The organism is Candidatus Zixiibacteriota bacterium, from assembly GCA_017999435.1.
Taxonomy (GTDB): Bacteria; Zixibacteria; MSB-5A5; order GN15; family FEB-12; genus JAGNLV01.
The window spans coordinates 420,680-441,126 of the sequence record JAGNLV010000002.1 but is presented as its reverse complement, the minus strand read 5'-3'; the positions used below and the strand labels follow the sequence as shown (position 1 = coordinate 441,126).

The 20,447-nt window shown below is 65.7% G+C and carries 19 protein-coding genes; 4 read left to right on the top strand and 15 right to left on the bottom strand.

Annotation, left to right across the window (positions count from 1 at the left end; all coding sequences use genetic code 11):
* Positions 1-99 precede the first annotated feature (99 nt).
* The 4 genes from KA261_07285 to alr form a co-directional block, all read right to left on the bottom strand.
* Positions 100-1,275, bottom strand: coding sequence for a hypothetical protein (locus tag KA261_07285; protein ID MBP7697601.1), 1,176 nt, complete (start codon positions 1,273-1,275; stop codon positions 100-102).
* 37 nt (positions 1,276-1,312) lie between these two features.
* Positions 1,313-2,707 (bottom strand): hypothetical protein, encoded by a 1,395-nt coding sequence (locus tag KA261_07280; protein ID MBP7697600.1) that lies wholly within the window; start codon positions 2,705-2,707, stop codon positions 1,313-1,315.
* 188 nt (positions 2,708-2,895) lie between these two features.
* Complete coding sequence (locus KA261_07275; protein MBP7697599.1) at positions 2,896-3,570, bottom strand: redox-sensing transcriptional repressor Rex; 675 nt, start codon at positions 3,568-3,570, stop codon at positions 2,896-2,898.
* A 205-nt stretch (positions 3,571-3,775) separates the two neighbouring features.
* Positions 3,776-4,930 (bottom strand): alanine racemase, encoded by a 1,155-nt coding sequence (gene alr / locus KA261_07270; protein ID MBP7697598.1) that lies wholly within the window; start codon positions 4,928-4,930, stop codon positions 3,776-3,778.
* A gap of 158 nt (positions 4,931-5,088) precedes the next feature.
* Between alr and KA261_07265 the strand changes: the two genes are divergently transcribed.
* Positions 5,089-5,853, top strand: coding sequence for a type III pantothenate kinase (locus KA261_07265; GenBank protein ID MBP7697597.1), 765 nt, complete (start codon positions 5,089-5,091; stop codon positions 5,851-5,853).
* On the opposite strand, the gene KA261_07260 is transcribed toward KA261_07265, so the two are convergent.
* The 3 genes from KA261_07260 to KA261_07250 form a co-directional block, all read right to left on the bottom strand.
* Positions 5,834-6,091, bottom strand: a complete 258-nt coding sequence (locus KA261_07260) for a hypothetical protein (GenBank protein MBP7697596.1) — start codon at positions 6,089-6,091, stop codon at positions 5,834-5,836. The two genes, KA261_07265 and KA261_07260, sit on opposite strands and share 20 nt — an antisense overlap.
* Positions 6,092-6,101: 10 nt before the next feature.
* Positions 6,102-6,878: an HNH endonuclease gene (locus KA261_07255; GenBank protein ID MBP7697595.1), complete on the bottom strand. Its 777-nt coding sequence runs from the start codon at positions 6,876-6,878 to the stop codon at positions 6,102-6,104.
* Between the two features lie 71 nt (positions 6,879-6,949).
* Entirely contained in the window at positions 6,950-7,294 is a 345-nt protein-coding gene (locus KA261_07250; GenBank protein MBP7697594.1) for a DUF3795 domain-containing protein, read from the bottom strand.
* Positions 7,295-8,020: 726 nt separating this feature from the next.
* Here KA261_07250 and KA261_07245 point away from each other — a divergent pair.
* Positions 8,021-8,572, top strand: coding sequence for an RNA polymerase sigma factor (locus tag KA261_07245; protein MBP7697593.1), 552 nt, complete (start codon positions 8,021-8,023; stop codon positions 8,570-8,572).
* On the top strand, positions 8,547-9,263 hold the full coding sequence (locus tag KA261_07240; GenBank protein ID MBP7697592.1) for a hypothetical protein: 717 nt from the start codon (positions 8,547-8,549) through the stop codon (positions 9,261-9,263). Before KA261_07245 ends, KA261_07240 begins: the two co-directional genes overlap by 26 nt.
* 399 nt (positions 9,264-9,662) lie before the next feature.
* On the opposite strand, the gene KA261_07235 is transcribed toward KA261_07240, so the two are convergent.
* Complete coding sequence (locus tag KA261_07235; GenBank protein MBP7697591.1) at positions 9,663-11,093, bottom strand: aminotransferase class V-fold PLP-dependent enzyme; 1,431 nt, start codon at positions 11,091-11,093, stop codon at positions 9,663-9,665.
* 87 nt (positions 11,094-11,180) lie between these two features.
* Positions 11,181-12,395, bottom strand: coding sequence for a glycosyltransferase family 4 protein (locus KA261_07230; GenBank protein ID MBP7697590.1), 1,215 nt, complete (start codon positions 12,393-12,395; stop codon positions 11,181-11,183).
* A 267-nt stretch (positions 12,396-12,662) separates the two neighbouring features.
* Between KA261_07230 and KA261_07225 the strand changes: the two genes are divergently transcribed.
* Entirely contained in the window at positions 12,663-13,187 is a 525-nt protein-coding gene (locus tag KA261_07225) for a hypothetical protein (GenBank protein MBP7697589.1), read from the top strand.
* A gap of 97 nt (positions 13,188-13,284) precedes the next feature.
* Here the strand turns inward: KA261_07225 and KA261_07220 are convergent, their stop codons facing one another.
* Genes KA261_07220 through KA261_07195 form a run of 6 tightly spaced genes read right to left on the bottom strand, consistent with a single transcriptional unit; the run spans position 13,285 to position 20,391 of the window.
* Positions 13,285-13,839: a 2'-5' RNA ligase family protein gene (locus KA261_07220; protein MBP7697588.1), complete on the bottom strand. Its 555-nt coding sequence runs from the start codon at positions 13,837-13,839 to the stop codon at positions 13,285-13,287.
* Between the two features lie 5 nt (positions 13,840-13,844).
* Positions 13,845-15,305 (bottom strand): OmpA family protein, encoded by a 1,461-nt coding sequence (locus tag KA261_07215; protein MBP7697587.1) that lies wholly within the window; start codon positions 15,303-15,305, stop codon positions 13,845-13,847.
* A complete protein-coding gene (locus KA261_07210) occupies positions 15,305-16,588 on the bottom strand; it encodes a SpoIID/LytB domain-containing protein (GenBank protein ID MBP7697586.1) in 1,284 nt (427 codons plus the stop codon). Before KA261_07210 ends, KA261_07215 begins: the two co-directional genes overlap by 1 nt.
* Before the next feature lie 3 nt (positions 16,589-16,591).
* Entirely contained in the window at positions 16,592-17,773 is a 1,182-nt protein-coding gene (locus tag KA261_07205) for an anhydro-N-acetylmuramic acid kinase (protein MBP7697585.1), read from the bottom strand.
* Positions 17,774-17,786: 13 nt separating this feature from the next.
* Positions 17,787-18,785 carry a hypothetical protein gene (locus KA261_07200; GenBank protein MBP7697584.1) on the bottom strand — a complete coding sequence of 333 codons (999 nt, stop codon included), beginning with the start codon at positions 18,783-18,785 and terminating at the stop codon, positions 17,787-17,789.
* A gap of 46 nt (positions 18,786-18,831) precedes the next feature.
* On the bottom strand, positions 18,832-20,391 hold the full coding sequence (locus tag KA261_07195; GenBank protein MBP7697583.1) for a GGDEF domain-containing protein: 1,560 nt from the start codon (positions 20,389-20,391) through the stop codon (positions 18,832-18,834).
* Between the last annotated feature and the right edge of the window lie 56 nt (positions 20,392-20,447).

Genomic DNA, 20,447 nt, shown 5'->3' with positions numbered 1-20,447 from the left:
GGGAACTTCCTGTAAGCGGTTCAGCAACGACCCTTCAACGCGGCGAAGCCGGGCGGACCACCCGCCCGGCTTCTCATTTCTCTCCCTTACCCCCGCCCGCTAGAACGCGCTCACGAATCCCGCCAAAAGCGAGTTCTCCTCGGCCTCCAGATCGTAGCTGTTCTCCAGTGTCAGGCGCAGATTCGTCTGCAGGAGGTAGCCGACGTGCCCGGTGACGACCCGGTACATTTTCTGCGCGAACGGCTCCATGCTCAGCCCCGATTCCACATAGTTGAACATCGCCGCCCCGTACCACCTCGACCGGTCGCCCTTCGGCCAGACGATCAGTTCGGCGAATCCGCCGCGCGTCTCGACCTCGTTGGCATCCGCCGGCAGCGAGAACCCGGGATTGTCGTCCCGCCGCTCCACATACTGAAGGTTGAGCTCGGCCGGACCCCACCCGACCGTCGCGTCCCCGCCCGCCATCCAGACCTCGTTGCGGCGGTCGTACTCGTCCGCCTCCTTGCCGTAGAATCCGAATATGCCGGCGCGCAGGTACTCGTTGAGATTCTGCGACACCCGCGCGAGCAGGTTCTTGTACTTGTCGCGGTCGTACACGTGCCGGTTCCCCTCGCCTTCCGCCAGCCCGCTCCCGTTGACCAGCTCGACCGCGACGTCGGTGCCGGTCGGCGCCCCGTAGGTGACCATTAGCCCCCGGTCGTATTTCAGGTTGATGCCCGAAGCGCCGGGGCTGGCGACGTACACCGCGTAATCGTCGAACGTCAACCGCAGCTCGCGCTTGAAGAGCGGATCCGAGATCTGGAACTGCCCGACATAGAGATCGAGATCCTGCCCGAACAGGTCGTTGAACATCAGGTAGGCGTCTTCCACCCCCGCGACCTCGCCCCGTTCGCTGAGCAGGAAGTAGAAATAGTAGGCGAGGTGGTCCCCGAGCGCCCCCCCGGACATCAGCTTCACGTTGTACGGCGTCGAGAAGTCGGTTTCGCGCCGCGTGCCGGTCTCATGCCGCGCCCACCCCTCAATGCGGGCCGAGAGCGGAAAATCCCGGATGAGTGACAGGTTCGGATCCCCGGTCTCGACGAAATACCCCGGCGCCTCTTTGTCGGCCAGCCGGAACCCGTTGCCGGCGAAGTCGTCGCCGTACGCCTTCAGCCGCGCGAACGGCTGGTGGCAGGTCGTGCAGGACATCCGGTACTTCCGGGCGAACGCCGGGATCGCCGCCGCCTCGCCGGCGGGAAACAGCGCCGCCAGCGCCAGCGCCCCGGCAGCGCCGATTAACAGGACGGGAAGCAGCCGTCGCATGGCGCTCTCCTTACGGTATCACCGTGATGTGGGTTGAGTATTCGCTGACCACGATCGGCTCGGCCTCCTCCGCCGGAACCTCCAGAAAATCTGCCACCGGCTTCACCAGCCGCTGGTAGTACAGAGTTGCCGTGACCGTCAGCTCTCCCTCCGCCGCCTCGTACGGCACAGTGAACGTGAAGGTCTCGATCTTCGTCTCGCGCGGGCCGATCCGGTAGTCCACGCCCAGCGAGGCGGTGTTCCACTGCTGAATCGTCATCCGCCCCTGCGGATCGAAATAGGGCATGCGGAAAATCCGGTCGCCCGCCGGGACCCCGTCCCGCGCCACGCCCGGAAAATCCGGCTGCCCGAGCGCAATGCCCATGTCCTGATAGGCGCGCACGTCCGCCCCGATCGTGTACTCCTCCCCGGCGAACCCTTTCTCGTCGACCGGAAGATGGTACGCCGTGCCCGCCGCATCGACCGCCTCCACGTGCAGCCAGACAATCCGGTCCTCGACCGAGCCGCTCGGGAATTTGTGTCCCGTCTTCTGGTTGAACAGCGCCACTTTGAACTCCACCGGGTCGCCCATCACCGCCTCGCGCACGCTCGGGAAGACGGTGAGCTCGATCGTCCCCTTCACCTTGGCCGGCACGTGCGCGCCGGCAAACAGGTGCTGCGCAACATTCGAGTGCTCGTTGCCCATTGCGGCGGCCTGCCCCGGCGCGTAGGTCATGTGGCAGTCCTGGCAGCGCACTCCCTGCGCGGCGTACGGGCCCGCCGCCCACTCCAGGTGGGTCGACTTCACCCACACCCCATACGGGCTCATCTCGTTGTGGCAGGTTCCGCAGAACTCCGCGGTGCGGATGAATTCCGACGGCGCCATCTTGTGCGCCGGCGACTCCGCCACCTGGTCGGCCGGCCGCGGACCGTATTTGCGGTCGCCCGGGTCGGTGATCCAGTTGAAGTTGTAGGGCGTGTCCCCGGCATAACCGCGAATCGAATGGCACACCTCACAGGAGACCGCCTCGTTCGCCCGGCTGCCTGCCTCCGGCCGGGGCGGCGGCACGTCGCCCGCCAGAAACGCCAGCGGCGCATGGCAGCCGTTGCACCCCGCCTTCACCCCCGCCACCTTCGCATCCTTCTCCGCGTGCGGCACCGCCAGCTTGAAATACTCGATTTCGTCCCAGTGGTGCACATACGCCTGCGCCATCATCGCCTGCTCCCACTGGCGATAGAAGTCGACGTGGCAGGAAGTGCCGCAGTAGTCCGGTGTCGCGTAGTCATCGTAGCTCCGCGTCCCCAGCGCGTGGTCCCCCCACACCGCCGACTCCTGGCTCCACCCGCCCGTCGCCGACACCAGGGCGCCGAGCACGATTCCCGGCGGCAGGGCCGTCCGTAGCAGCCGACGTAACGATCGCCTCATGTAGCCTCCTTTTCCTCCCCGCTTCGGGTGATGAGTATCGGTATTGTTGGTGGTCCCGCCTGATTTTTCAGTTCCGGGCCGGCCGATCCCTGTGATCAGTGAATCCGCGCGAACCGCGTGCGGCGCAGAGAGCGGGGGAAAGTGACAACCGCTGCGTGGCCGGCGAACATCCCCGCTGCCCCCCGGAATCAGCCCTGCTTGCTCGCCTTCTTCGGCGGGTTGTTCACCAGCGCAAACGAGAGGTACTCCAGTTCCATCGACATGTTCTCGTTGCGCAGGTAGACATCCGGCGGCACCCGCAGATTGACCGGGGCGAAATTCAAGACCGCCCGCACCCCCGCCCGCACCACGTCGTCCACAATGTACTGCGCCACCGTCGCCGGCACCGCCAGCACCACGATCTCGATGCCCGCCTCTTTCAGCTCTTTCTCGAGATTGGCGATATCCGAAACGATGATTCCCTTGTGGTTCGAACCGATCTTCCGCTGGTCGTTGTCGAACAGTTTGACTATGTGGAATCCCTGCCTCATGAACTCCTTGTAACTGACCAGCGCCGACCCGATATTCCCCACCCCGACCAGGGCCACCCGCCAGACCCGGTCAATCCCCAGAATCGATGCAATCCGCTGCTTCAGCTCATTCACCGGATACCCGAGCCCCCGCGTCCCGAACGACCCGAAGAACGACAGGTCCTTGCGCACTTGCGCCGGCGTCAGCTTCTCCCGCTTCGCCAGCTCCTTGGACGAAACGGTCTCGTAGTTCTCCTTCTCCAGGAGGCTCAGCGCCCGGCAGTAGAGCGACAGCCGATGGATTGTTGATTCCGAAATCTTCTTCTTGAGACCGGTCTTGCTGGAGACATTCATCTGTGCACTCGCCGCTGTAAGTTACAGTCGTTCACAATCTATGTGAAATGAATCACAAGAGATTATAGCATCGGCCCAATCGGCTGTCAACACTTTTCTCTGGCCCGCACCGCAGATTTAACCGTGTATCTTACAACTTGGTAATAGGTTTCGTTATCACAAAGACCCCCAGCAATGCCCCCGGTCCTGAAGGCGGCTCACCCGCCTAATCCACTATGAGACGTGGAGTAGACAGTGACAGGCGCGCCAGAACCTCGTAATTGATCGTCCCCGCCCAGTCTCCGATCTGTTCGGCCGACACCCGCTCCTCGCCCGCCCGACCGATCAGCACGACCTCGTCGTGCAGCCGCACCCCGCTTATATCCGTGACATCCACCATCATCAGGTTCATGCAGATGCGCCCCCGCACCGGCGCCCGCCGCCCGTGCACCAGCACGTACGCCCGGTTCGACAGGCTCCGATCATATCCGTCGTAGTACCCAATCGGCAGCACCGCCAGCCGCGTCGGCGCCGTCGTCCGATAGGTGCAGCCGTATCCGACAAAGCTGTCCGCCGCCACCTTCTTCAACTGCGTGATCCGCGTCTTCCAGGTGAGGACCGGCTCGAAGAGACGGTTCCCGCCCCCCTGGAGGCGGTAGGAGAGGTAGGTTTCCTTCGATGGCCAGTGGCCGTAGACCGATATCCCCGGTCGTACCAGGTCGTAGCGGGTTTTCTCAAAGAGGATGGTTGCCGCCGACGAGGCCGTGTGCCGGAGGCGCGGGCTGATCCCGAGCCGCCGCAACCGCGCCAGCAGATCGCGGTAGGCGCGCAACTGCTGCTCCGCGTACTCGTGCACCGTGGTGTCTTCGATGTTGGCGAAGTGCATCGACGCCCCGTGGGGGCGCCCGAGCGAGCGAAAACGTTTGTACAGCCCGGCCACGGCGGGGAGATCCTGGGCTGCAAACCCCTGGCGGTTCGTCCCCGTCTCGAGCTTGAGGTGCGTCCGGATCGCCGCCCCCTTCCGGTCCCCCAGCTTGCCGAGTTCCCGCAGCGTCACCAGATCGAAAACCGCCGGCTCCAGATCCTGCTCGATCACCTGGCCGTACTCCCCCGGCGGGAGCGGGCCGAGCACCATGATCCCCTCCGTCCACCCCGCCCGGCGGCAGGTGAGCGCCTCCTCCAGTGAGTGCACGGTCACATATTCGCACCCGCCGCTGCGGCGAAGCATGGTGATGATTTCGGTCAGCCCGTGCCCGTAGGCGTTGCTCTTGACCGACGGCGCCACCATGCGCGCCCCCGCCAGCCGCCGCAGCGACTCGATGTTCCGTCTCAGCGCGCTCTGCGACAGCTCGATCCAACTCAGCAGTTTCGGGGCGGTCATAGGGATAGTTTATACAGACGCCGCGCCGGGCGCGACAACAAAAAGTTTCCCCTCCCCCGCCCGCCGACCGACTCCCGCGGCCCCGTTTTCCGCCCGCGATGATCCCCCCGTTCTCCTTCGCCGTTGCCCCCCGCCGGCCTTTCCGTTATATTCGCCCCATGCTGCTCGCCATCGACATCGGCAACACCAACGTGGTTTTCGGCCTCTTCCGCGGCGCCGACCTGGTCGGCGACTACCGCATCGCCACCCCGCCCCGCAGCACGCCCGATGAGGCCGGCCTGTCGATCACCCATTTCCTCATGCGCCACCGCATCGAGCCCGCCAGGGTGGAGAAAGTCGTGATCGCCTCGGTCGTCCCGCACCTGACCCCCGTGTTCGAGCGCACCAGCCGCCGCTACCTCAGCCGCGAGCCGCTCACCGTCTCCTGCCGCCTGAAACTGCCCATCGCGATCCGCATCGAGTCCCCCGACCAGGTCGGCGCCGACCGCATCGCCAACGCTGTCGCCGCCCTCGCCCGCTGGGGCGGCCCCGCCATCGTCGTCGACCTGGGAACCGCGACCACCTTCGACGTCCTCGACGCCGCCCAGGCCTACATCGGCGGCGTCATCATCGCCGGTCCGGAGGCGGCGATGGCGGAGCTGGCGCGCCGCGCCGCCCGCCTCTTCGAGGTCCGCATCGAGAAGCCCGACACGGTCGTGGGGAAATCGACCGCCGGCGCGCTCAAATCCGGCGCCTTCTACGGCCTGATCGGCCAGGTCGATTTTATCATCGACCGCATCATCGAGGAGTGCGGCTTCGACCGCTGCAAGGTGGCCGCGACCGGCGGCCTGGCCTTCGAGATCGAGGGCCACTCCCGCCACATCACCGAGGTGGTCCCCTCGCTCACGCTCGAGGGCTTGCGAATCATCGGCGAGGGGAACTAGGCGCCCGCTGTTCGTCGATCTGCCCTTCCAGAGCCGTGATGATTCCGGCGTAGTGCCGATGGATTTCTGCAGCCTCCCACTCATCCCCGCAATCAGCCACGCAGCCTTCGTCCGAATCGAGGTAGTCTTCTCGCAGATATCGAGCGGTTCGCTCCCACAACTCCTCCTGCATCCGAAGAGCGTCCAGCACCCGCCGTGCATCAGCCTCCAGAAGCGTTAACCTGAACGTCCGGTACATCTTTTCCCTCCTATCCGCCGGTGAAAATGTTCTCTCGGTGGTACTCCAGCGCCGCTTCATCCGGCGCGAATCTCGACGGCGCTGCGGCCCGAGCGCCGGCTAGTTCGATCAAGCCAACTCTGTGCATAGCGACCCGCGACTTCGTCGGCACTTCTCTCGATACCACGATGCGCCTATCGCCGTCGAGGGTGATCAACCCTCTGTCGAACGCCCGATCGTGAAACGCGCACATGGCAATGCCGTTGGTCGGGTCGGCCCGCCGTTGTTTGTCAACCCGCCACGGAATGATGTGGCTTGCATTCAGCATCTGCTGAATGGACAATCTACAACAGGCGCATCGGTACTCATAAGCCGCAAGAACCGTTCGTCGGAAAAACCCCTGCACCACCCGTACCCGGGTGGACATGACCTTCTCGGTCACTCCCTCCGGCGCTTCCCACTCTTCACCTTCCCGCCCGTGATCCTGCCCGGTCAGCAGCGCTCGCCAGGCTGTCTCGCTCTCATACGCAAGCGCCTCCCAGTTTCCCGAAAACTCCCGCCACATATCCCGATCGGCCCGGCTGACGTTGTTCAGTCCCCGGACCCCGCGTGCTACATGCTGCGGATCAAGACTTGCGAAGTTGACCAGTTTCATCGCAAGCGCGTCGGGGGACCGACCGATCAATTCGGCGGCGCGTATCACATCCGGGTGTCTGCTGTGAAGCCGCCCGAACGGCAGGCGGCAGTAAAGATTAAACGCAATCAACAGCTGATCTCTGGACCAGCGTTCCCGCTTTGATGTCGGCACACCCGTCCTCCTCCCCGGGCAGATTGCATCTTTAAGCGTGCTCCGCCCTCTTGATGGAACAGAAGCCCCCCCTACTCCCCGCCCCCCTCGTCCGCCTCCGCGACTCCCTCCGCGGGCAACCCGTGTTTCGCCCGCTGCACCGCCAGCCAGTCCGCCGTCCCCACGATCGCCCGGCACCGCAGGTTCTCGATGTGGTACCCGCGCGGATGTCCCGGCCGGTCATCCGGCACAAACGCCGACAGTCTCGTGCACGGAAACTCCGCGCACACCCCGCAGTGCACCGCTTGGTGCTGCCGGCAGCAGGCGATGAACGGACACTCCTCTTTGTACTTCGGATCGCAGCCCGAGCAGGTCTTCAGGTACTGCTCGCAGCCGCCGCAGAAATCGCCGCAGTACGCGGCTTCGTGGTACTTCATGTGGCCTCCGGCGTTGGAGACCGGACACCCCTCGATCCGGTGGCCCCGGTCTGCCGTAAGATAGCACGCCCTCGCCCGTTGCGCCACCGCAAACATGCGCGGCCGTCGCCGCTGTCCGCCGCGTCGCCCCCCGCCGCTTTCCCTTGCCCGGCGCGGCGAGGGAGGCGCTTCCCACGGAAAAACTCGGTTTTCCAATTGTCGAAAACGCCCCCGGCCGACCCGCGCGGCGCTTTCGCCCGGCGCCGCCGCCCTCCGCGGCCCCCGCGCCTGCCTTCCCGGCCGCCTCGAATAATGGATTGAATTGATCTGTTCTTAATCCGGCCCCGGCCGCGAGCCCGCGTCCCGCAGCGGTTTGAGCGCCCTCCCGTCCGAAAACCGGCGCTTTCGAATTTTCGAAAGCGCGCCCTTCGCCCCGCCGCCCGCGCGCCCCCCGCCCGGCGCCCCGCGGCCGGCCACCCGCGGCTCGTGGACTTGCTGAGTCTTCAACCTTTTCGCAAATGTCGGCCGCCCGTTTGCCCGCGCCGCACAAGGGAAAACAGCCCCCGTCGAAAATCAATTCGCGTTTTCTAATTTTCGAAAACGGCCCTGCTGTGCAAACGTTGAACAGCCCGGCCGGCGCGCCCCGACCCCGTTTTCGAATATTCGAAACCCGCTCTTCGCCAAAACCGTGTATATTTCCGCCGTATGCAACCGAACCGCGCCGAGCGGTGTCGTAACGGCAGAACCATGGAACACGAACGCTTCTGGCAGCTGCTGGAACCGGAACACGCCAAAGCCCAGCGCTTTTGCCGACGGTTGACCGGCTCGATTGACGACGGCGACGACCTGTACCAGGACGGCCTCCTGGCCGCCCTGCGCCGGTTCGATTCGCTGCGCGACCCCGGCGCCTTCCGAGCTTGGCTGTACCGGATCCTGGTCAACCGCTACCGCAACCGCCACCGCTGGCGGCGGCGGCAGCGGACCGAGGCGCTCGATGACGAGGTCATGACCGGGCCCGCACACGATCCCGCCGGCGAACTCGCCGCGCGGCGCTGGCTGGATCGCGCGCTGGCCGCCCTCCGACCCGAGGAACGCGCCCTTGTCGTGCTCTTCGAGCTCGAGGGCTGGACCATCACTGAACTCGCGGCGAACCTGGGCCGACCCGAAGGTACCATCAAGGCCCGGCTCGCCCGTGCGCGGCGGAAGATGCGCCGGCGAATCCAGACGTACCTCCCGCCGAAAACGACCAACCCGTTACCAGGAAAGGCCGGATATGCGTTATCGCAAGACCAGGATTGACGCCGACTCTGCCGAGCGAATCCTCGACCGGGCGCTCGCCGCCCGGCGGGAGGCGCCCGACGGTTTGCCGACGCCGCTCGCTTTTGTGCGGACACGGGTCGAGGCGCGTCTGGCCGATTCCCGCAAGGAGACACTCATGGCTCGGACTCTGCATACCCTCGGCGCTCACCCGAGACTCAGTTTCGGCGTCGCGGTTGGGCTTGCTTTCATCCTCTTCGGCGCCCTTGTCCCGCTGCCCTACAGCAGCGTGATCGGCTACTCCGTCCGCATCACCGCGCCTGCGGACATCAACCTCGCCCCGCAGGCCTACGCCGACGCTCTGCATGCCGCCGGCATCGCGAATCCCTCAGTGAACGTCACCATCGACGACGCTGCGGCAAAATACACGATCGCCGGCCTCTCGTCGGAAAGCGACGCCCGGGCCGCCGCCCGCACCTACACGGAGCTGACCGGCGCCGACCCCGACTACGCCGTCATCCCCATCGTCCAGCGCACGTCGGGCACGCTCTATGCCCAGGCGATCCAGAGGCTCTTCCGGGTCGAGGTGGCTGCCGACGGCAAGTCCGATGAGGAGATCGCCGCTGAAATCGCGGCCCAGATCGCCGCCCAGGGAGGCGAGGTCAAACAGGTAACCATCAACCGCGGTCCCGACGGCCGCATCGACATCAGCATCGACATCGATACCCAGTAGGTCAAGCACCGCCGCCGAGAGTTCGACAGCGCCGTCCGCGCAGCAGAACGGGGCGGACTTCGAGGTCCGCCCTGTCCCGAAAACCTCATTTTCGAAAAAGCGAAAGACGCCCCTGCACGCTCCCCATCGACCCGAGGATTCGTCGTGAGAGTTTTCGCCGAAGAGAATGCCCCCTCAGCCGCCCGCCGCGCTGCTGGACCGAACGGGCGATGTCGAACAACCGCCCCGCGTTTCGCCGCGCGGCTCTAGGCGAAACGGATCATCGACCGCGCCAACCCCCGTTTTCCAATTTTCGAAAAACACCCCCGCCGCTTTCGAATTTTCGAAAACGCCCTTTCCCGCCAAAGCCGGTTTTCGAAATTTCGAAAACCGGCCCTCGCGCCGCCCCGCACCGTCGGCTCACAAATCGAAATAGCGCGCGAACTCCGGCGCCAGGTCCGGATGCGCGTACTCCCCCTTCTCCCGGTTGAGCACGTACCCCGCGGCGTACTCCCCCCGCGCGATCCGCGCCACCGCCTCCGCCAGCCGGTCCACCTCGGCGGTCGTGTTGTACAGCCCGAACGACACCCGCACCGCCCCCGGCAGCTGCGACCGGTCCCGCGCCAGGATCTGGTACTCCAGCTCCCGGGCCGCCTCCGGCGACACGTGGAGGAGCTCCTTGACATACGTGTGCGCGCAGAAGCACCCGGAGCGCACCCCGATCCCCGCCTCCGAACCGAGAATGGCCGCGGTCAGCGCGTGGGGGACGCCCTGCACGTTGAACGACACCACCCCGAGCCGCGCCCGCGCCCGCTCCGGCTCCCGGTCGCCGTAGAGCACCACTCCCGGAATCGCCCCGAGCCGGCGCAGGGCATGGGCCGTCAGCTCGGCCTCGTGCGCAATGATCGCTTCCCACCCCAGCGCCTCGTACATCCGGATCGCTTTCGCCAGCGCCACCACGCCAACGATGTTCGGCGTCCCCGCCTCCTCCTTTTCCGGAAGGTCAGTCCAGTAGGCCTCCTCGAGTGTCACGATGTCGACCATGCCGCCGCCGACCGTGTCGGGGTCGCCGCGCTCGAACACGTCGCGGTGCCCCACCAGCACTCCGATCCCGAACGGCGCATACATCTTGTGCGCCGAAAACACCGCGTAGTCCAGCGCGCACGCCGGATCGCCTGGCTTCATGTCGAGCGGGCGGTGCGGGGCGAGCTGCGCGGCATCGACCAAAATCGAGGCCCCCGCCCGGTGCGTCTCGCGCGCAAAGAAATCCAGGTCGTTGATGTACCCCGTCACGTTCGACGCCCCGCTGATCGCCACGATCCGCACCCGGTCGCCGAACTGCCCCAGCTTGGCCAGGAAATCCTCCCGGCTGATCGTCCCGTCGGCGTTCAGCCCCACATGCACTACCGTCCCCACCCGCCGCCACGGCAGCTCGTTGGAGTGGTGCTCCATGAGGGTGGTGAGGATGACGTCGTGCTTGCTCGTCGACAGCCGTCGGGCCAGTTTGTTGATCGCCTCGGTCGTGTTCTTGGTGAAAATGACCACCTGCCGCTGCAGGTCGGCCCGGATGAAGCCTGCGATGATGTCCCGCGCTTCCTCGAACGCCCAGCTCGCCAATTGCGATTTGAACCCCGTGCCCCGGTGCACGTTGGCGTACCACTGCAGAAACTCCATCACCGCCTCGGCCACCGGCCGAAACGTCGGCGTTGAGGCCGCGTTGTCGAAATTGACATACCGCTGCGGCCCCCGCAAAGTCGGCGCGACCGTCTCCCCCCCGATCAACAGCCCGGGAAGGTCGGCGACCGTCAGCCGTTGCGCCGGCGCGGCCGCCGGACGGGAACTAAGCCCCATGGTGTGCATCCTCTGATAAAAATAGGTCCGATTAGTTCATTATACCGCGACGGAACGGGGAGAGAATTCGCTACCGGACGGGAAATGTCAGGAGAGACTGCGGATCACCTCAAGGTAGCGGTCCGCCCACACCTCGCGGCGGTGATACCGGTCGACATGGGCCTGGTAGGCCGCCCCGAGCCGGCCGCCGTCGATCTCCCCCCCCTTGATCTGGAGGATCAACTCGGACAACCGCTCCGGACGATCCGTGGAGAACCAGAGCGCCCCGCCCGCCTTCTCCAGCTCCGACACCGCCTCCCCCCCGCTCGAGCCGAAAATGATCGGGCGGCCCGACGCCATGTATTCGAACAGCTTGCACGGGAACGTCCCCTTCGTGATCGGCACCTCCTTGAGGCTCTCCACGAGCACGTCCGAGGCCCGCAGGAAATAGGGGATCGTCTCCAGCGACTGCAAACCGATAAAGGTCACGTTCTTCAAGCCGTAGTCCCGCACCATCCCCTCGAGCGCCTGCCGCTTCTGCCCCTCCCCGGCGAACACGAAATGAATGTCGGGCTGGTCGACCAGGTGCCGGGCCGCCTCGATCACCGTCTCCAGCGAATGCGCCCAGCCCAGCGTCCCCGCGTAGAGCACAAGAAACTTCTCATCCCACCCGAACTTCCGCCGGATACCGTTCGAGTCGCTGCTCAGGAACTCGCGCCCAACCCCCGACTTGATCGTGGTCACCCGCTCTTTGGCAAAACCCAGCCCGGTCAGGTAGTTGGCAATCCCGTCCGTGGCCGTCACCACATGGTCCGCCCGACGGTAGAGCATATGCATGAACTTCTTGAGCATCCGCGTGAAGAGCGACGGCCGCAGATTGCCGAACTCCTCGCTCGACTCCGGCTGCAGGTCCCGGATCTCGATGATCAGTTTCGCCCGCCGCACCCGCGAGAGCACCCACCCGATCACCGGCGTGGTCACAGGCGGCGTCGAGGCCAGGATCAGGTCGAAATTCCCCTTGATCCGGAAGCTGTTGATCAGGGCGGTGATGAGGAAAATGACAAATCCCACCATCCGCCGGCCCGGAAACCGGTTTGAGGCCGGCATCACGTAGCTCCGGTAGACCTTGACCCCGTCGACGGTCTCCCGGTAGAAAAACTTCCCCCGGTACTTCTCGGGGACGATGCCGTCCGGATAATTCGGGACGGCCGTGAGCACGGACACGTCCATCCCCGCCTTGACAAACTGCCGGGCAAACTCCGCCAACCGTCGCACAGCCCCGCGTTCGGGCGGATAGTGTTGTGTGACAATCAGGACTTTCATAGACTAACCCGGCGCAGTCTACAGCTTTTTGGAGAACCTGGCAAGTTTTTTTTCTCCACCAGCTTGGCCCTTCGGCACAGGAACCCCCCTCCAACCCCGGCCGCCGCCCCCGTCATGTATCGGAAATTCCCCGACCAAATTCATCCGAAAAACTTGACAGCATGACATTCACATGATATTTTCGCCCATGTGACAAAAATCACGATCCGAATAGTATTGATTGGTGTATAAACTGGGAAACGGAACCCAACCAAGGGAGAAGCACAAATGCGTAAGGTCTCTGTTAGCGCTCTGATCCTGGTGTCTTTCATGATGCTCGCCTTCCTGGCCTATGCCCAGGAAACCGCCGAAAAGAAAGCCTTCGAGTACATCGGCCCGGCCAAGTGCAAGATGTGCCACAAGGACGTCCACGCCGCCTGGGAAACGACCGCCCACGCCAAAGCCTTTGCCTCCCTCTCCGCTGAGGAGCAGAAGAAGGCCGAGTGCAACGTCTGCCACATGACCGGCGCCAACGCCAAGGGCGAGGCGATCGAAAACGTCACCTGCGAGTCCTGCCACGGCCCGGGCTCGGCCTACTCCAAACCGACCATCATGACCAAGAAGTGGAGCGAGGACCCGGCCACCTATAAGGCCAAGGCGATCGAAGCCGGCCTCGTCTACCCGGACTCCGCCCTCTGCGCCACCAAGTGTCACAAGAAGGAAGGCAACCCGAACTTCAAGCCGTTCAGCTGGGATAAGATGTCCAAGCTGGTTCACCCGGTGGCCGCCACGCCGGCTGAAGAGAAGAAGTAATCCGCTTCCGATCGGCTGTTGAGTTAACGATGAAGGCGACTCGCCCCCCGGCGAGTCGCCTTCTCATTGCCTTTCTCCCGGGCCTCGCCCCGGCGCCTCACGCCCCGGCCAGCGGAAAAGTCCGCACCGAGACCCACCGGTTCCCCGGCAGCGGCGTCACCAGCTCGATACTCCGGGCGACGAACTGCTCCTCCGACAGGTACGGCACGATCTTCTCCTTCACCAGCATCACCCGGTGATCCGAGATTTCCCGCGCCACCGTCACGTGCGGCTGATACTCTTTGAACGGAATCGGCATCCCCAGCCGCGCGTACATGCGGTAGTAAATGCCGGTGAGCTGCTCGTTCTTCTGGATCTTCCAGCAGATCACCGGATACCGCGGGTAGAAATCGTGGATCGTCCCCAGCCGGATCGGAATCACCGGCTCGTGCGCCAGCTCCTCCTGGATCAAGCCGGTCAGTCCGTCCAGCGAGTGGCGCGACTCGAACGGAAAGACGATCGTCGCGTGCGCGGGGATCAGGCTCCACAGCGGATCGTACCGCTCCCGCAGCGGGGCGAGATGGTCGTCCAGCTCCGGGGGGAGGAACACGACCAGGGCGAACCGCGCGCTGCGTCGGTCTTCGATGTTCTGCTCAAGGTAATGATCGTACATACCGTCTACTTGTAGAAGACAATCTCAATTCTCCGGTTCAACGCCCGCCCCTCGGCCGTCTCGTTCGAGGCGACAAAGCCGGTCTCCCCCCGGCCGTTGACGCTCATGCGACTCTCCGCCACCCCCTGGGCCGCGAGAAAATCCCGCACCCGGTTGGCCCGCTTCTCCGACAGGCTCCGGTTCGCCTCGTCGGTTCCGATGTTGTCCGTGTACCCGTTGATCTCCAGCCGGACATTCGGCGCCACCAGGAGTGCCCGGGCGAGGCTCCGCAGCCGCTCCTGGCTCGAAGGATCGATCTCAAACGACCCCGAGGGATAATCGATATTCAACACCATCGGCTCATCGAACAGCGCCAGGTCGAGACAGCCGAATTTGTCCACCGGTACTCCGTAGAGCGTGTGCGGGCAGTCGTCGAGGCCGTTCGGCACTCCGTCCCCGTCATCATCCACCGGACACCCCCGGCGGTCGACCTCCGCCCCCACCCGGTTGCCGGGGCATTCGTCCAGGAAGTCCGCCACCCCGTCAAAATCCGCATCGACCGCGCAGCCGTGGATATCCACCCGCCCCCGGGCCCGCGCCTCGGTGCCGGGACAGTCATCCTCGCTGTCCACCACCCCATCCCCGTCGGTGTCCAGCGGACAGCCGTACGGATCCACCGCCACCTTTGCCGGCGTGCCCGCGCAGCGGTCTTCCCGGTCGGGAATTCCGTCGCCATCGCTGTCGAGATCCCGGGGCGGTGCGGGCGCCGCCGCCGCGGACCACGGCTCGTGCGACGCCCATGCCTTGCGTTCTCCCCCGAACGTCAGCCGCAGGCTCGCCCCGACTCCCCCCAGCCAGCGGTCCCGGCGCGCGTTCACCGCATCGGCGAAATCCGTTCCCGCCCCGGTCAGGTAGTCGACATGCGCCGTGATCGCCGTCGACAGATGGGCCGCCAGCTGCACTTCGATCCCCAGCCGCCCCGATACGAAGATTTCGGTCGAGGCGAAATCGATCGTCTCGCCCCGCCCGCCGACCGCCTTCAAAACGGTGTCGCCGTCCGGATCGCGCATCTTCCAGATGAGCAGGCCCCCACCGGGGCCGCCCCGGACGCTCAGCCAGGAGGCGGGCGCGAACAGGGTCGCCACCGCATCCACGCCCAGCCGCGTGCCCGAGAACCGCGCTGTCGCAGCCTCCCGGTCGCCGTTCAGGGTTACGCTCCCCGCGATCGTCGTGTCGTTGTAGAGGTCGTAGCGGCTGAGACTTGCCTCCAGCGACCAGCGCGGCGACAGGTCCAGGCCCGCCTCGAGGCCGTACGCCCCGCGCACGTAGAAGTGCGGCGCGTGTCCGCCTGTGAGCGTCGCCAGCTCCCCCCGGGCCCCGATGAAATACGGCCGCGCCGCCCCGGCTGCCGGCAGCGCCAGCAAAAGCATCGTCACCAGCCACCGCGTTCGCCGCGGCCGCGCCCTCTGGTCAAGTCCGCTCGTCATCAGTACAACTGCTTGAGTTCACAACCGGCATAGTAGCGCTTGAGAATCTGTTCGTACGTATACCCTGTGCGGGACATGCCGATCGCCCCGCATTGGCACATGCCGACCCCATGGCCGTAGCCGCTGCCCTCGAAATTGATCCGGCTGATTCGGCCCTCCCCGGTCCGCTCGAGTATAACGTCGAAGCGATCCGACGGCAAGATCAAATCGGGATTCGAGGTGCGCCCGATCACCCAGCGGATCCGGTCCTTGTGGAAACGGTACGTGTCCATCTCCGTCTCGATCACCAGGGTCGAGACCCGCCCCCCCGGTGTCCGCTCCGCCACCGCCACGTTCCGGATTTCTCCGACCCGAAGGTCCCGGCCGCGGTCCCCCGAGAGGTACTGCTCCACCCGGCCGCGCAGTTGCCCCTCCGTGTACACCTCGCGCCACCGGTAGTACTTCGACCACCCGCACGCCCCGCTGTCGGCCACCGCCCGCAGGTAGGGAATGCTCGGGCGGTCCCAGATGTGGGCGATGTCGTCGGTCATTCCGCCGCACGTCGAATGGTAGTAGGCGTTGATCATCTTGCCCTCGAAAGTGGCCACGACACCCGCCGTCGCGTCGACCGCCCGGTTCACCAGCCGGTTCTCCACGCCGTAGCCCTCGTACACCTGGTCATAGACGCTGGCTTTCAGATCGTACGGCTCCCCGCCGTACTGCTCGAGGTGGGACATGGCGTAGGTCCGGGCCGCCACCGCCTGCGCTTTCACCGCCTCGATCTCCCCGTCCGCCCGCTCTCCCAGCTCCGGCGGCACCACCCCCCGGAGGTAGTCCTCGACGTACACGATGTTGATGATGCGCAGGTTGTTGGCGTAGGGGAGTAGGTGGATGATTCCCCGGTACGGCCGACCGTCGACCATCGTCCGATTCCCCGTCCCGCGCGGAATGATGTTCACTTCCCCCGCGCGGTCCTGGATTATCTGCCCGTCCCGCGTCAGCACCCGCACCTCGCGGCCCAGGCTCTGTATCCTCACCGGACGCGAGGAGTAAAAGACATGCTGCTCCCCGGCCGTGAGGCACTCGATAGCGAAAGCGTGGTCCGCCGAAACCGTTGCCTCCGGGCGGTCCTCCCCCAGCAGCACCCGGACAAAGGGAACGCGGATAAATGAGCCCGGCTCCTCATCCTTGAGCCCCGGCACCCGTCCGCAGCTCCACACGAGCACCATGAGGCAGAGAGCGGTCCCGACGCGGGCCGTGAGGCGGATGAGTCTTTTGATCCTGAGGTTGTCCCGGTCAATCATTCGTCACCCCGCCGGCGGCTGCACGATGCGCCCCGCGATTGCCCGAGCGACACCGAATGTCCTCGCTCCGGAGAGAGGCTCCCCGCGTACGCACGCCGCCGCCATCACCGCATAGGCCGCCGCCTCCACCAAGTCGCCGTCCACTCCCAACTGATCTATCGCCTCAACTGACCACCCGGGGAGATGCTCCCCCAGGCGTTCGACCATGAACTGGTTGTGCCGTCCCCCGCCCATGAGATACACCCGCCGCGGCGGCGGATCGGAGGCGGGAAGGCGGTGCAGGGCGCGGGCGATCCCGAGGGCCGTCAACTCCCCCGCCGTGGCCAGCAGATCCTCCGGCCGAAGCCGGCGCCGCCGCCCCAGCCGGACCACCTCATCGGCGAGATCCGCCCCGAAGAGCTCTCTCCCGGTCGACCGGCGGCGCCGTGCAAACCCCAGACTTTCCATCAGCGCCGCCAGCAGGCGCGGGTCGATCCGCCCCCGCCTGGCCATGCGCCCGTCCCGGTCGAACTGCCGCCCGAACGACCGCGCCATGAGCGCATCGGAGAGGCTGTTGCCCGGACCGCAGTCGCGCGCCGTGGGCGCCTCGCCCGACGCCGTCGGCGGGAGATAGAAATAATTGGCTATCCCCCCGATGTTCACGATCAGGCGCGGCTCGCGCGGCGATGCGAAGAGCCAGTGCATCGCCCCCGTGGTGATCGGCGCCCCTTCGCCGCCGAGCGCGACCTCCGCCTGGCGGAAGTCCCCCACCGTCACGCACCCGGTCGCCGCCGCCACCTGGTCGGGCGATCCGATCTGCAGCGTCCCGCGCACCGCCATTCCCCCCATGCGCACCGGCTCCGGGACATGCCGCACCGTCTGCCCGTGCGAACCGATCAGATCGACCGCGATCCCCCGGCGCGAAAGCGTCTTCAGAAACCCGGCGGCCGCTCTCCCCATGACCTGTCCCAGGTAGTTGTCCAAGCGAACCAGCTCGGCCGGTTCCACCGTGCGGCTGTCGGCGGTCGCCAGGATCGCGGCCCGCAGCGGCCGCGGGAACCGCACGGCCCCGCCGCCCCGCATGAGGATCTTCTCCCGGCCGCGGCCCACCTGCACCACCGCCAGATCCAGTCCGTCGGCCGAGGTGCCCGAGTTCAATCCGAGCACGGTCAGCCGCGCTCGCGATATGAGGCGCCGCAGCGACATCCCTTCAAGAAAGTCACGGCTGCACCCAGGTGTCCAGTTTGAACTTCACGCCGGCAACCCGGCCGAGCGCCGAGTGCACCCGCTCATTCGCGATCTCCCCGCGCCGGTAGGCGTCGACAAACCGCTCGTAGGCCCCCATGGCCGCCTCGTAGTCCCGCCCGAACAGGAGCAGATCGTGGCCGGCGTTGAAGGCCGCTGTCGCCCGCTCGCCCGCCTCGCCGAGCTCCGCCGCCCCGGCCATCAGCAGGTCGTCCGTGATCACCGGTCCGTCGAACCCCAGCCGCTTCCGCAGCAGATCCTCCACCACCCGCGACGACCCCGTCGCGATCGTCTCATCGGCCCCTCTCAGCCGCACATGGGTGGTCATGACCATGTCCGCCCCCGCGGCCACGCCGGCGGCGAAGGGGAGACGTTCCCGCTGCTCCCACACGACCTCGTCCCACGCGATCACCGGCGTCTTGCGGTGCGGATCCGCGGCCGTCGCCCCGAGGCCGGGGAAGTGTTTCAGACAACTGAGCAGACCCGCCCCCCGGGCCGTCAGCACCGCCGTCTCGACAAACGGCACCACCTCCTGGGGCGTCCGCCCGAAGCAGCGCCCGGCCAGGCACGCGTTGTTCGGATCAAGGAAGAGATCGCACACCGGGGCGAGGTTGAGATTGATCCCGAGCGATTCCATGAACACCACCGATCGGCGGTACTCTTCGGCGAACCGCTCCACCGACCTCTCGCGGCCGTACTCGGCGGCGGCCCGGAACTCCGCCGGCGCGCCGCGGAGGCGGCTGACCCGGCCGCCTTCCTGGTCGATCGCCACGAACGGCGACCTTCCGCCGCAGGCCTCGCGGATGCGGTGAATCGCATCGCGCGCCACGCTGTGCACGGGACAGTTCTCCTCGAACAGGATCACCCCCCCGATCCGCTCTGTCGCGAGAAAGCTCATGAACGGGCGGGGCGGCTCCGGCCCGGGGTATCCGATCACGAACAACTGGCCCAACTGCTTTGACAAATCCGCCATGGCTCATCCCTGCTATCGGTCATTGGTTCCTTGTTTCCGTTTCCTCTCACAACACGCACACCTGGTTGCGCCCTTCCCCTTTCGCCCGGTAGAGCGCCTGGTCGGCTACCGACACCAATTCTTCCTGCGACCGCCCGTTCTCGGGATACGAACTCACCCCGACCGAGACGGTGATCTGCACCTCTCCCCAGTTGCCGGCATCCATCCCGGTCTTCTCGACCCGTTCCCGGATGCGCTCCCCGAGCACCAGCGCCTCGCTCCGCGTGGTTTGCGGCAGAATGATGGCGAACTCCTCGCCGCCGTACCGTGCGAAAATATCGACATCGCGGATGCACCCCGCAATGACTTTCGCCAGCGTCGCCAGCACCCGGTTCCCCGCCTCGTGCCCGTAGGTGTCGTTCAGCCGCTTGAACCAGTCGATATCGACCATGATCAGCGACAGCGGCAGATCGTACCGGCTCGCCCGCCGCTTCTCCTCCTGCAGCTTCTGCACGAAGTACCGGTAGTTGTACGCGCCCGTCAGCCCGTCAATGATCGTCAGCTCCTCAGTCCGCTTGTGCAGCTCAGCGTTCTCCAGCGCCAGCGCCGCCGAGCGCGCCACGATCGACGCCATCTGGAGGTCCCGCTCCTGGAACTGGTCGGCCTGCGACGCCTCCACCGTGAGCGCCCCGTTCACCCACCCGTGCGAATTCATCGGCACCACCATCACCGACCGCGTGCCGGCCGACAGCGGCTCGAACGTGTGCCGACCCCGGATATCCTTCACCCGGATCGGCTCGTCGAGATCGCACACTTTCTTGACCAGCGGCATGCGCTCCGCGTCGATCGCCAGCGGCTGGAATACCACCTGCCCGGCCACCGACCGCGCCCGGTAGACGTACTGGTCCTTGCGGTCCCGCAGGATGATGCCGTAGCTGGAATAACCCATGACCGTGCCGAGGATCCGCACCACCTCTTTCACCACCCCGTCCCGGTCGAGAATCGAGGCCAGGTTGCGGGAGTTCTCGTAGATCATCTCCAGCTGCGCCTGCGACTTCTCCAGCTCCGACGTCCGCATGTTGAGGGTGTCGAACAGGCTGAGCAGGCGCCTCTCCGAACGCCGCATGTGCTGCGACACGTAGGAGAGCGCCAGGTAGTACACGACGAAGAACCCGATCCGGATCACCACGTCGTGGAGCGACTGCAGCGTGAGATCCCCCCGGATCGCCGCCAGATACAGAAGGCTCACCAGGGCGACCACCGTGGCGGCGATCCAGAACCGAAGCATGTACGCGGCTACCGAAATCGTCAGGAAAAACAGAAGATAGAAGCTGCTCTGCAGCCCGCCGGTGTACAGGATGACGATCGGAATGACGAGGAGATCATAAGCGATCGACGAGAGGTAGCCGAGCTTCAGATCCAGCCGTCCCCGGATTCCCCCGTAGAACACCGCCAGGTGCGCGACATATGTGCCGAGGACCCCCCACGCCAGCAGCGTGTCGGTGTGGAAGAAATGCTCGGTCCACCCGAACCAGCCGACCGCCAGCATCACGCCCAGTCGGGTGGCCAGGTAGAAAGCATCCAGCCGCGGCAGAATGGTTTTGTTCTGGTAGAGGAATACGCGCATTTATTTCCATCCGCTTCTTCCGTTATATCGGCTGAATCGGATGAACGTTAATGCGC